General features: G+C 60.0%; 10 protein-coding genes. 5 read left to right on the forward strand and 5 right to left on the reverse strand.

The features are described 5' to 3' along the window. Positions 1 to 161: 161 nt before the first annotated feature. Positions 162 to 2168: a transglycosylase SLT domain-containing protein gene (locus AA105894_RS09935; RefSeq protein WP_267311581.1), complete on the forward strand. Its 2007-nt coding sequence runs from the start codon at positions 162 to 164 to the stop codon at positions 2166 to 2168. A gap of 15 nt (positions 2169 to 2183) precedes the next feature. On the opposite strand, the gene AA105894_RS09940 is transcribed toward AA105894_RS09935, so the two are convergent. The 4 genes from AA105894_RS09940 to hpnH all read right to left on the reverse strand — a co-directional run bounded on the left by AA105894_RS09940 (position 2184) and on the right by hpnH (position 6770). Beyond that, positions 2184 to 2807 (reverse strand): ATP-binding cassette domain-containing protein, encoded by a 624-nt coding sequence (locus tag AA105894_RS09940; RefSeq protein WP_267311582.1) that lies wholly within the window; start codon positions 2805 to 2807, stop codon positions 2184 to 2186. Then, complete coding sequence (locus AA105894_RS09945; RefSeq protein ID WP_267311583.1) at positions 2804 to 4069, reverse strand: hypothetical protein; 1266 nt, start codon at positions 4067 to 4069, stop codon at positions 2804 to 2806. Before AA105894_RS09945 ends, AA105894_RS09940 begins: the two co-directional genes overlap by 4 nt. A gap of 66 nt (positions 4070 to 4135) precedes the next feature. Further along, positions 4136 to 5428, reverse strand: a complete 1293-nt coding sequence (locus AA105894_RS09950) for a hemolysin family protein (protein WP_267311584.1) — start codon at positions 5426 to 5428, stop codon at positions 4136 to 4138. Positions 5429 to 5582: 154 nt separating this feature from the next. Further along, positions 5583 to 6770 carry an adenosyl-hopene transferase HpnH gene (gene hpnH / locus AA105894_RS09955; protein ID WP_188425529.1) on the reverse strand — a complete coding sequence of 396 codons (1188 nt, stop codon included), beginning with the start codon at positions 6768 to 6770 and terminating at the stop codon, positions 5583 to 5585. Positions 6771 to 7340: 570 nt separating this feature from the next. Here hpnH and AA105894_RS09960 point away from each other — a divergent pair. From AA105894_RS09960 to hpnK, 4 genes are all read left to right on the forward strand, one after another. Beyond that, a complete protein-coding gene (locus AA105894_RS09960; protein WP_373316766.1) occupies positions 7341 to 7943 on the forward strand; it encodes an ABC transporter substrate-binding protein in 603 nt (200 codons plus the stop codon). Positions 7944 to 7997: 54 nt separating this feature from the next. Beyond that, positions 7998 to 9185 (forward strand): bacteriohopanetetrol glucosamine biosynthesis glycosyltransferase HpnI, encoded by a 1188-nt coding sequence (gene hpnI, locus AA105894_RS09965; RefSeq protein WP_267311586.1) that lies wholly within the window; start codon positions 7998 to 8000, stop codon positions 9183 to 9185. Positions 9186 to 9294: 109 nt separating this feature from the next. Beyond that, positions 9295 to 10719, forward strand: coding sequence for a hopanoid biosynthesis associated radical SAM protein HpnJ (hpnJ, locus tag AA105894_RS09970; protein ID WP_127103072.1), 1425 nt, complete (start codon positions 9295 to 9297; stop codon positions 10717 to 10719). 23 nt (positions 10720 to 10742) lie between these two features. Next, complete coding sequence (gene hpnK, locus AA105894_RS09975) at positions 10743 to 11600, forward strand: hopanoid biosynthesis-associated protein HpnK (RefSeq protein ID WP_267311587.1); 858 nt, start codon at positions 10743 to 10745, stop codon at positions 11598 to 11600. Between the two features lie 33 nt (positions 11601 to 11633). On the opposite strand, the gene trxA is transcribed toward hpnK, so the two are convergent. Beyond that, on the reverse strand, positions 11634 to 11960 hold the full coding sequence (gene trxA / locus AA105894_RS09980; protein WP_025840568.1) for a thioredoxin TrxA: 327 nt from the start codon (positions 11958 to 11960) through the stop codon (positions 11634 to 11636). Positions 11961 to 12077: the final 117 nt, after the last annotated feature.

Raw genomic sequence — 12077 nt, forward strand, 5'->3', positions numbered from 1 at the left:
GCGTCATAAAAAAAAACGATTTTAGCCCCGGAAAATGCGGTTTTTTAGTGTTATCCCTCTGGTAGAATTCGAGAAACGATCTTAGAATAGCGAACTCCTCTGGTGTGACCTTTTGGCCACTCTTGCTTTATCGAGCAAGGGGGGCTACCAGCATCTCCACCATGCGAGGAATTTCTTATTTCGCGTCGAGTAACAGTGCCCGTGCGTTGATGCTGTGCGCTGTGCTTGTGGCGGGAGCGACGTTCAATCCGCTTCGTGCCCAAGAAAGCAAATCGACGCTTAACCCTGCCGATCATGACAACAGCCAGAGCGAGGAAACGGCGTTTGCAACGCCGCATTCGTCTGCGCCTGGTGGTTCGAATGGTCTTCCCCATCCCCTTTCCGCCTCAGATGCTGCGCTTCTGAAAGAGGCTTTCCGCGCCCAGCGTTCCGGCGATTTCGAAACCGCAATCGCCCGCTCCCGTGCGGCCCATGACAACGTGCTCATCGGCGATTTGCTCGCCGAGCGCTATCTCAACCCGGCCTACCATCCCGAACCCGTGCAATTGCGCTTGTGGCTCAAGACTTTTCCCAGTCTGGCCGATGCCGGTGCCATCCAGAACCTGCTGGTCTCGATCAGCCCGAAGGGCAGCGTTGCCCCTCAGAACTTCCCGACACCACTCGCGCCATCGGATCTGTCATCGACGGGCACAACGGCAGCGCCGGATCCTCTGGCGCATCTCCTCAACCGCAATCCCCTGCTCGACCGGACGATCAGCGAGCGCCTTTCCTGGGGTCTCAAGGGCGGTCAGAGCGCCGTCAAACTGGTGAACTCAACCCCCGGCATGACGCCACTCTATGCGGGTCAGCTCAAGGCCGAGATTGCGCTGGGCATGCTCAGCGCAGGCGAAACCGCCTTTGCCCTGCAAACCGCTCGTGACGGCTTTGCCCAGAGCGCACATCAACTCGGCTATGCCGGATATGTCGCCGGGCTTGCCGCCTGGCGTCAGGGCGCCCTGCACGAGGCATTGGGCTATTTCGAACAGGCTTCACGTGCAGGCACGACCACAAATGAACTGCGCGCCGCCTCCGCCTACTGGGCGTCACGTGCCCATCGTCATCTCGGCAATGCGCCGACCCTGACCACCTCCTGGCTGCAGCGCGCCGCCGCCGAACCAGGCACATTCTATGGTATTCTGGCGCGACAGATGCTGGGACTGCATCATGCCGGCATGACCCCCGGCCAGGACCCAACGCAAAAAGACGGGCATGACGGCATCTCTGCCGATGACACGACGGCGCTGCAGAACCCGATTCCGGTCATGGGTGAAATCGATGTCGAGGCCGTTGCGGCCACCCCTCAGGGTCACCGTCTCTTCGCCCTGCTGCAGATCGGCGAAACCTCGCGTGCCGAAGCCCTGCTGCGCCGCATGTGGCCCGACATCACGTCGGACACCGCTCTGTGTCACTCGGTACAGCTCGTGGCGGCGGCGGCCGGTCTGCACGATCTGTCCGAGCAGATTGCCACCATTCTGGCTGCACGTGACGGTCGCCCCGCCCATCTGGCCGGGTTCCCGATGCCGCAGCTTGCCCCGCGTCACGGGTTCAGAATGGACCCGGCACTGGTCTACGCGCTGACCCGTCTGGAATCGAATTTCGATCCCAAGGCGTCATCCAGCGCTGGTGCCCATGGGCTGATGCAGATCCGCCCCCTGACCGCCAGCTTTGTCAGTGGCCCCAAGCCTGCGCTCGACGCCCATGGCGTTGCCATCATCAACGTACCGGCCGATATGGTCGGGCGTCTGCACAATCCGGCCGTCAATCTCGAAATCGGTCAGCTCTATGTGCAGTATCTCGCCGGTCTGTCGGAGCGTTCGGAAGAAGCACCGAAGGGGGGCGATCTCATTCACACCCTCGCCTCCTATAATGCCGGGCCGGGCGCCATTGCGCGTTGGGAAAGTGGCGCACCGGGTGAAGCCGGACAGATTCACGATCCGCTGCTCTTCATGGAACTGCTGCCCAATGGCGAGACGCGCGATTATGTTCATCACGCCTTTGCCTATCTCTGGATCTATGCCGACAAGCTGGGCCTGCCCGCCCCGTCGCTTCATGCTCTTGCGCGCGCCCAGTGGCCGCGCTTTGCTGATGAGCAGGAAATCGCCAGTGCGCGGCCTGTGACCTATCACTGACCGCATTATCTAATGTCAGGAGGCACCAAGACTCTCCTGACGGATGATCGTAGCGCCCATCGTCTCGAGAAACGCCCCGTCATGCGTTGACAAGAGCACGCAGGCTGTCCGGGATTTCTCGGCCAGCAGCGCGCCGAAAAAAGCGTGCGATCGTGCATCGAGACCATTTGCCGGTTCATCCATCAACAGAAGCGACGGCTCACCGATAAAGGCGGAGGCGATCAGCATTTTTCGCCTCGTGCCCAGCGACAGCGCGTCGTAACGCTTGTCGAGATGCGGCGCGAGGCCGAACCCCTCTATTATTTGAGGGGCTATATCCGGCGCCTTGCGTGCCCAAGCGCACAACGCCATCAGATCATGGCCTGTCATGAAGGGATAAACCGCTGCCTCGTCGGGCACATAGGCCAGGCCCTGCCGCGCCGCAACGTCGTCACGCACCAGGTGCTTTCCATTGATCCAGACATCGCCATGATCGGGCCTTGCCGAGCCGGACAACATGCGCAGCAAGGTCGATTTGCCGGTGCCGTTCGCTCCCCAGAGACCATGGAATCCGACACCGAGCGAGAGGCTGACCGAAGAGAGAACGGGTCGCCCTCCATAAGCCACACAAAGGTCCGAACAGCGCAGGATGGCGGTCATGCCGTCACCTCCATCAGAATGAAACTGACCCAGAGAATGCTCAGGGTCACACTGGCCATGGGCCGCCAGCGCGTATCGATGCGCAGGCTCGATCGCATCGCCACAAGCAGCAGGGCGTAGGACACCACGATCACGATCAGCGCGACCGGAGAAACGAGCGCGTGCAGACACAGAGGCAGCACAAAGACGAAAGCAGAGGGCGCAAAGACGGTCAGCACGAGCGCAAGATCGCGCCTGATCCAGAAAGAGCGCGATAGCGGAAGTGTTGCAATAAAAGCCTTCGCCCGACGATGCGCAGTATCGAGCGCGACGAATGGCGCAAGGCTGCATTGCGAGACGACGGCCATCCCGACAATCATCACCGGAATGGATCGTCCATCATAGGCAAAGACCGATAACAGCACCCATAACCCGATCGGCAGCAGAAGGGTGATGACGAGCAACACCCCGACACCACTTCCAGGCTCCAACCAGCTGCGCAGCTGCACACGCAGTACGGGAGAAAGCCGCGCCAGCCTGTCGACCGGCCTGGCTCTGACATGGCGCGGGAGCCTCCGATGCGCAGACAGCCATGCCGAAAGAGCACCAATTCCGGGCTCTCGACCGGCCAGAACAAATCCGGCTGCGCCAGATCCGGCTGCGCCAAAAAGGTACAATACCCTCGACCAGACTGGCTGCGTTACACAACCGCCAGCGAGCAGAAAATCTGCTACAAAAATTGCGATGCAGAGAGGAATAAGGCGCTCAACGAGCGCTGCCTGAAGAAGCAGGACCAGCCCCGCAAAAACCATCAGCGCCATACAATAGAGACACAGGGCTGACAGCGACGCCGCGCCGGTCAGGACGCCACCGATCAAAAAAGGCAGGAAAAGCGGCAGATCGAGTGCCGCAAGCAAGGCGCCTGCTGTCAGCAGACGGGTCTGTGGCGTGATGGGCAGGGTATCGAGAAAGGGGCGAAAATTTCCACCGCGCACGAAGCGACGCAACCCCTGGGACCAGGCTACGAAACCGGTTTGAGCCGCAAAAACTGCTATGAGATGCGCCCGAAAGCCTTGTGGGCCCGCCAGCACCGCCATGGATAAATGGCCCAGTTGCAGAAAAATGGCCACGAAAGGAATGGAAGGGGATGCCAGTATGGCCCCCACCAACATCATCCAGCGCTGCATGAGCGACGCTTTTGCAGCATGAAGCAGATAACGGGCCCGCAGCTTGAGAAAGAACGTGGAACCCGATCTTGCACGGGTCGATCTCAAGCCTGACATTTGTCCCCCGCCTCATTCATTCAGAATGATAGCGTTACAATTCGGCGGGTAACAAACGAGTTCTGATTAATTTTCCGCCAGAACCTGACGGCTGGCACGCACCTTGGTCACGCGGCGCTGCTCCATCTCGACAACTTCGAACAGCCATCCGGCGAACACCACCTTGTCACCCTTGGCCGGCACGCGGCGCAGCAAGGCGAGAATGGCACCGGCAAGCGTATGGTAACTGCCCGCGGCAGGCAGATCCGGCAGATCGAGCACCGAACGCACCTCATCGGCAGGCATGAACCCGTCGAGCACATACTCATCCCGCCGCTGCGGATTTTCACGCTCGGTCTTGTTCTTCTCGGCGTTTTCGTCACCGACAATGGCCTCGAAGATATCGGAAGGCGTCACGATCCCTTCAAATGACCCATATTCGTCGAGCACGAAAGCAATGCCCAGGCGCTCGCCACGCATGCGTTCGATCATGTCCTGCGCGGTCAGGCTGTCAGGCACCACGATCGGCTGGCGGAGCGCCGCCTCGATCGAGACAGGCAACCCCTGAAGCAGGCGATCCATGAGATCCTTGGCCAGAACGACACCGACCGGGTGATCGACATCCCCCTCGCAAACCAGAATGCGCGTATAGGTCGACTGACGCAGCTTGACGATCAGCGCATCGCGGCTCGCATGGCGATCGACCCAGAAAAGCTCATTACGTGGTGTCATGATGGCGCGCACGGGACGATCGGCCAGGCGCAGAAGGCGTTCGATCATGATGCGCTCTTCGGTCTCGAGCACGCCAGCCTGCGCCCCTTCAGCCAGAATGGCACGCAGCTCTTCTTCGGTAATGGCCGCACGTGTCAGGCGGCCGACGCCGAACATACGCAACACAAGAGATGACGCTCCGCTCAGTAGAGCCACGACCGGACGGGAGATGGTCAGAAGCGCCGAGAGAATGAACGAGAGACGCGCCGCGATCTTTTCCGGCTGCTGCAGGGCGATCTGTTTGGGCACCAGTTCGCCGAAGACGAGCATGGCGAAGGTGATGCCCATCACCACAATGCCGATGGACAGCTCATTGGCGAAAGGGCGCAAGAGATCACTGCGGCGTAACAGAAGCGCCAGATTTTCCTCGATCTGGCTGCCACCGAACGCGCCTTCGAGAATCGAGACCAGCGTCATGCCGATCTGTACGGTCGGCAAAAAGGAATGGGGCTCATCCGCCAGACGCAGCGCCCGCTCTGCCCCGCGCACCTGCCGCTTGACCAGCGCTGCCAGGCGCGGCCGCTTGGCCGAGATCAGCGCCATTTCGCCCATGGCAAAAATGCTGTTCAGCGCAATGAGAAGGCAGATGACCAGAATGGGGGTGAGCATGGGGTCCTTCGATCGGAAAAAAGAAAAGGCGGACATACACATCGTATGTCCGCCTTTTCAGGATAAAGCTGTCGCGCCCTGTTTGACCAGAGCGCTGAAGAACGGGCACCAGCCCGACCCTCCCGGGGCCTCACCCCCTTATAGAAATGAGACGTCAGTCTGCGGCGTCAGCCACTTCGACCGGCTTGTCTTCCGCCTTGTGCACACGCACGCGCGGGCCACGAGCCGGCTTGCGTGATTCGAGCAGAGTCACCTGCTCGGCAACCTGTGCCTCATATTTGTATTCGGCCTTGCGCTGGTTCGCGAGAGAGATCTCGGGGACCATCGGCTTTTCGGTCTCGGGGCCGAACAGCGCAACCTTGGCGATGTGCCACGGACGCTTAACGGCATCCATGACAGCCGTCGATTCATAGCCGGAATGCACCATGCAATCGGCGCATTTCTCGTAGGCACCGGTGCCGTATTGATCCCAGGCCGTATCGTCCATCAGCTCCTTGAACGTCTTGGCATAGCCTTCGCCAAGCAGGTAGCAGGGGCGCTGCCAGCCAAACACGGTGCGCAGCGGCTTGCCCCAGGGCGTGCAATGATAGTTTTCATTGCCTGCCAGGAAGTTCAGGAAGAGCGGCGACTGGGTAAAGCGCCACTTCTTTCCCTTGCCGAGACGGAAGATGTCGCGGAAGAGCTGCTTGGTCTTCTGACGGTTCAGGAAGTGCTCCTGATCCGGTGCGCGCTCATAGGCATAGCCCGGTGCCGTCATGACACCATCGACACCAAGCGCCATGACCTCATCGAAGAACCGTGCAACGCGCTCGGGCTGGGCGCCATCGAACAGGGTGCAGTTGATGGAAACGCGGAAGCCGCGCTCCTTCGCCTTGCGGATGGCGGCAACGGCGCGCTCGTAAACACCTTCCTGACAGACTGACGAATCGTGCATCGCCTTGTCGCCGTCGAGATGGATATCCCACGAGAAGAACGGATTGGGTTCGTAATCGTCGAGCTTCTTGTCGAGCAGAAGCCCGTTCGTGCACAGGTAGACGTATTTCTTGCGTGCCGTCAGACCCTTGACGATCTCGGGCATCTCCTTGTGCAGAAGAGGCTCGCCACCGGCGATGGCAATGACGGGGGCGTCAGCTTCGGCATCGGCATCCAGGCATTCCTGCAGGCTCAGGCGCTGGTTCAGGATCTGTGCCGGATAGTCGATCTTTCCGCAGCCCGAGCAGGCCAGATTGCATCGGAACAACGGCTCGAGCATCAGAACGAGCGGATAGCGCTTGCGACCCAGCAGATGCTGTTTGACCACATAGCGTCCGACACGGACGGCCTGCATCAATGGAACGGCCATGTATCTCTATGCTCCTACACCAGATGACGTGCGGGCGCGGTGTCAGAAAAGGCCCGACATGAATACCGCGTCGCCGTCATACGTAAGACCCGTTGGTCATATGATTTCGAAAAACAACACCGGAATAAGGGGTGGTGTGCAAGACTGAAAATGATATGCGCGGGCTGGTAAAACGTGGCCTATACACCGCGCATGGGCCACGCCTCAATATCGAAGGCGCTTCGTAGCGCCTACTGTGTCATTTTGGCGACATTTATCTTCACCAGCTAACCAAATTTTAAGCTGAAATCTGTTGCGCGCCCCCTGCTGATGGGCGAATTCGCTGCCTTCGTTATTGCAGGACGGCGGGAAGATTGCACTTTTCGACGTTATGTCGGACATATGCCGCCGCAGTTGAACGCCGGATGACTTGTTTTTGCAGGTAGTCTCCCCAGCTTTCCGACTACGGATCCAGACATATGTCTCTCCCGATTGGCGGGACAGATTTGAGGACGCAGCATGACACAGTTCCCCAGCAGAGTGCCCGAGACCGCCCGTACAGCGCGCACGAGGCGCGCCGTTCTGGGACTGATGGCCCTGTTTTCTGGCCCCGTCGCGCTTTCCTCACCCGCCCTGATCGCCCCGGCCTTTGCCCAGTCTGCCGCAGTCACGCCGATCAACGATCTTTATGCTGCTCTTGGTCAGATCCAGTCTTCGGGTAGCGGCACCTCCGAAGCCCGTGCGCAGATCATTGCGCCGGTCATCGACCGCAGCTTCGACCTCTCGACCATTCTGCACAATTCTGTCGGCATGCGTTACACGACGCTCTCAGCCGATGAGCAGAGCAAGCTGCTGGCGGCTTTCCGCCAGTTCACGATTGCCCGCTACGTTTCAAGCTTCAAGAAGGGTGGCGACGCCAAGTTCACCATCAGCCCGACCACGCGCCCGGCACCCACCGGCGGCAGCACGATCGTCAATACCACGATCGGTGATGGCAGCGATTCCTCGACCGCTATCAATTATGTGATGATGCCCTCGGGCGGCGGATATCGCATCGTCGACATTCTTCTCAATGGTCATATCAGCCAGGTCGCCGCTCAGCGTGCCGATTTCAGCTCGACCCTGGCCCGCGGCGGCGTTGATGCTCTCGTGACCCTGCTCAACCACAAGACCGCAAAGTTCATGAACAATTAAGATGCGTGGCCAGTTTCCCCAGATAGCATACCCTGAAAAGGGAAAAGGGGTCACGTGGCTCTCGCTCTGAACTGGCTAGGCTATGCATCGGCTGCCCTTGCGGTGGCTGGCTGCGCCCAATCGGCTATCGGCGCCGGGCTGATCATTGCCTTTCGGGGCAGTGAAAAGCGACGCATCGCCAGAATACCGTCCTCGCCAGGGCCGCAGCCTGCGGTAACCGTCCTCAAGCCCCTGCATGGGGACGAACCGCTTCTTGAAGACGCATTGCGCAGCTTCTGCGAGCAGGATTATCCGGTCTATCAGATCGTCTTCGGTGTCCAGCGTCACGACGACAGCGCCATAGAAATCGTCAGACGACTGATCGCCGACTATCCCGAGCGGGACATGACGCTTGTGATCGATGGTACGCAGCACGGTACCAACCGCAAGATCGCCAATCTGATCAACATGTATTCTTCGGTGAAGCACGATATTCTCGTCATCTCCGACTCCGATATCCATGTGCAGCGCGATTATCTGCGCGACGTGGTATCGACGATCCAGCAGCCGGATACAGGTCTCGTCACCACACTCTATGCGGGTCTTCCTGCCTCGACCTCGCTGGTCAGGGAATTTGCCGCATCCCAGATCAATCACAATTTCATGCCGGGCGTGATGATGTCGCGTCTGCTCGGACGTCAGGACTGCCTCGGCGCCACGATGGCCCTGAAACGCTCGCTGCTCGAACGGGTCGGCGGGCTGGCTGCTCTGGCCGATCATGTCGCCGATGACGCCATTCTCGGCCAGCTCGTCCGCGCTCATGGCAAAAAGATCGCCCTCGCCCCCTGCATGACCTGGACCACGGTCGCAGAGGCCACGGCGGGCGACATGATCGCGCACGAGCTCCGCTGGGGCCGGACGGTCAAGAATGTCGAGCCGGTCGGTTATGGGCTTTCCGCCATCCAGCTTCCGCTCTTCTGGTCGAGTGTGATGCTGTTCTGCTGCTGGCCGGCACGCTGGGCTCTGTGGTTTTTCATCGCAGCCTGGGCTGTGCGCGGGCTTTCGGCGCTGGTCATCGACCGCTCTCTGGGCCGGCTCACACCTGCGGTTTACGCGTTGTTTCCCCTGCGTGAATGGTTGTCGGCCGCAATCATGGTCGGCAGCGCCAGAGGCCAGCGTGTCGCCTGGCGCGGACAGACGCTGCATATTCGTCGGGCAGCGCCGATTACACCGCCAATACAGCCGGTCGAACCCGGAGATTAGACTTTTTAGTGTTTCGGCCTCATATGCTGGGGCATTCGTCAGAAATATCTGAGCCTTTCACCTTTGCGGATCCTGCGATCCGACGGTTTACCCAAGGATTTTCTTCACCATGATGCGCACGCTGTTCCTTCAGCCCCCTTCATTCGACGGTTTCGATGGCGGAGCCGGTTCGCGTTACCAGGCCAAGCGCGAAATCCGCTCCTTCTGGTTCCCGACCTGGCTGGCACAGCCTGCCGCCATGGTCGAAGGGTCACGCCTGATCGATGCCCCGCCGGCTGGCATTGGCATGGAGCCGATCCTGAAGGACGTGATGAATCGCGACCTCGTGGTGATGCACACTTCCACACCGTCTTTCGCCTCTGACGTACGCGTTGCGCAGATGCTCAAGGACGCCAATCCCAAGCTGATGATCGGCATGGTCGGCGCGAAGGTGGCGGTGCAGCCTGACGAATCGATGGCCAAGGGCAGCCCCATCGACTTCGTGGCGCGCAACGAATTCGATTTCACGATCAAGGAAATTGCCGAAGGCCGCGACCTGAAGGACGTGGACGGCATCACCTGGCGCAACAAGGATGGCGAGATCATCGCCAACCGTGACCGCGCCATGATCGAGGACATGGACTCCCTGCCCTTCGTGACGGAAGTTTACAAGCGCGACCTGAAGATCGAGGATTACTTCATCGGGTATCTGATGCACCCGTATATCTCGATCTATACCGGCCGCGGCTGCAAGTCGCGCTGCACCTTCTGCCTGTGGCCGCAGACAGTCGGTGGCCATCGCTACCGCACGCGCAGCCCCGAGCACGTGGCTGCCGAAATCCGTCTCGCCAAGCAGTATTTCCCGCAGGTGAAGGAGTTCATGTTCGATGACGACACCTTCACAGACGATCTGCCCCGTGCGGAAGCCATTGCACGTGAAATGGGCAAGCTGGGCGTAACCTGGTCGTGCAACGCCAAGGCGAACGTGCCCTATGAAACGCTCAAGATCATGAAGGAAAACGGGCTGCGCCTGCTTCTGGTCGGCTATGAGAGCGGCAACCAGCAGATCCTGCACAACATCAAGAAGGGCATGCGCGTCGAGACGGCACGCGAGTTCACCAAGAACTGCCACAAGCTGGGCATCAAGATCCATGGCACCTTCATCGTCGGCCTGCCCGGCGAGACGAAGGAGACCATTCAGGAAACCATCCAGTTCGCCCGTGAAATCAACCCGCACACGCTGCAGGTTTCGCTGGCAGCTCCCTATCCCGGCACGGCGCTGCACAAGCAGGCTACCGAGAATGGCTGGTTCAACGAAGCTGAAGCCGAGCTGATCGACGAAAACGGCGTGCAGATTGCCCCGCTGCACTACCCGCATCTGTCTCATACCGAGATCTTCAACTCGGTTGAGGAATTCTATCGCAAGTTCTACTTCCGCGCGCCAAAGATCGCCTCGATCGTCAACGAGATGGTTCGCAGCCCGCAGATGATGAAGCGTCGTCTGCGCGAGGGTGTGGAGTTTTTCCAGTTCCTCAAGGGCCGTAACGCCGCCTGATCACTCAGGCGTCGTTTATTCCCATGCGTCGTCTGATTGTCTCGGCCGATGATTTCGGCCTGAGCGAGGAAGTCAACGAGGCCATCGAGATCGCCCATCGTGACGGGCTGCTCTCGACGGCCAGCCTGATGGTGGCAGGCCCGGCAAGCATGGACGCCGTGCGCCGTGCGCGCCGGATGCCCAATCTGCGTGTCGGGCTGCATCTGGTTGTCATCGAGGGCGATACTGCCCTGCCCGGCGCCAGCATCGGCGCCATTGCGACCCCGGACGACCAGTTTGGCACCAGCCAGCTTGGTCTCGGGGTGTCCTATTTCTTTCGTCCAGCCGCGAGGCGTGCTCTCTCACGCGAGATCGAAGCCCAGTTCCGGGCCTTCATGGCCTCAGGCCTGCGTCTCGATCATGCCAATGCGCACAAGCACATGCATCTCCATCCCACCATTGGGCGGATGATGATCGAAACCGGACAGCATTACGGTTTGCGCCATGTGCGCACGCCCTGTGAACCGCCCGAACCGCTTGCCGCCGCTGAGACCCATTTCGACTCGCTGGGGGCTGCCGCGCTGCGTCGCTGGTGCGGTGTGCTGCGCCATCAGATCTCGCGGGCAGGCATGACGACCAACGACCATTGTTTCGGCCTCGCCTGGAGCGGCCAGATGCGACCGGGCCGTGTGGCAGGGCTGATACCGCATCTGCCCGAAGGTCTGTCGGAGCTTTATTTTCATCCGGCACTGGAACAGAACGCGCTGTTGCAGCGCCTCATGCCGGATTATGACCAGCGTGGCGAGTTCGATGCGTTGATAAGCCCCGAACTGCGTCAGGCTGTACGCTCAGCAGAGATTATGCTGAGCGACTGGGCAGGAGATAGCTTGCCCCGTGCCTGAGAGCCTTCGTCTCTAGAAGGCTCTCCACATCACTCAGAGTGCCGAGTCGACCCATGCCTTGAGCGCGCTCTTGGGCAGGGCGCCAGTCTTCTGGGCGACGACTTCACCGTTCTTGAAGACCATGAGCGTCGGGATGCTGCGCACGCCAAAGCGCGTCGGTGCTTCGGGATTTTCGTCGATATTGATCTTGGCGACCGTCAGACGGCCCTTGTATTCGCCGCCGATCTCATCGAGCGCAGGCGCGATCATCTTGCAGGGGCCGCACCATTCTGCCCAGAAATCGACCAGAACGGGGCCTTCGGCCTGCAGCACGTCCTTTTCGAAACCGCTGTCGCTGACAGCTACGGTGTTGTCGCTCATCCTGTTCTCCATTCGCAATGCAGACCGTTCGGGTCCGTCTCAACACGACATATCAGCAGTTCAGGCAAAGCGTTCAAGAGCTAGTGAAGCAGGAATCGCCCCGCATCAAGAAACACA

The sequence above is a fragment of the Asaia spathodeae NBRC 105894 genome (assembly GCF_025994195.1).
In the GTDB taxonomy this organism is placed as follows: Bacteria; Pseudomonadota; Alphaproteobacteria; order Acetobacterales; family Acetobacteraceae; genus Asaia; species Asaia siamensis.